Raw genomic sequence first — 671 nt, 5'->3', positions numbered from 1 at the left:
TCAACCCGTTCATCCATTCGACTACGCCTGTCGGCCTCGCCTTAGGACCCGACTCACCCGGGGACGACGAGCGTTGCCCCGGAACCCTTGGTCATCCAGCGGACGGGATTCGCACCCGTCTTTCGCTACTCATGTCTGCATTCTCACTCCCCCCAGGTCCACCATCGGCTCACGCCACGGCTTCGCCCCCCGGGGGACGCTCTCCTACCCAGTCCAAACGGACTGCCGCGTCTTCGGTGGTGTGCTTGAGCCCCGCTACATTGTCGGCGCGGAGCCGCTAGACCAGTGAGCTGTTACGCACTCTTTCAAGGATGGCTGCTTCTGAGCCAACCTCCTGGCTGTCTGGGCGACTCCACATCCTTTCCCACTTAGCACACGCTTCGGGACCTTAGACGACGATCTGGGCTGTATCCCTCTCGACGACGGAGCTTATCCCCCGCCGACTCACTGCCGGGATCCGCATCACGGGTATTCGGAGTTTGGCTGCTGTCGGTACCCGATACGGGCCCTCAAGCATCCAGTAGCTCTACCCCCCGGATGTAACCCCCGACGCTGCACCTAAATGCATTTCGGAGAGAACCAGCTATCACGGAATTTGATTGGCCTTTCACCCCCAGCCCCAGGTCATCCCCCCGGTTTTCAACCCAGGTGGGTTCGGTCCTCCACGCGGT

The 671-nt window shown here is 61.5% G+C and carries 1 rRNA gene; it reads right to left on the bottom strand.

Features of this window, described 5'->3' with window-relative positions:
* Positions 1-671 (bottom strand): 23S ribosomal RNA (locus tag EHS19_RS10540); the annotation flags it as partial.

It is taken from the genome of Bifidobacterium jacchi, from assembly GCF_009078285.1.
In the GTDB taxonomy this organism is placed as follows: domain Bacteria; phylum Actinomycetota; class Actinomycetes; order Actinomycetales; family Bifidobacteriaceae; genus Bifidobacterium; species Bifidobacterium jacchi.
This window is presented reverse-complemented; position numbering and strand designations above follow the sequence as displayed.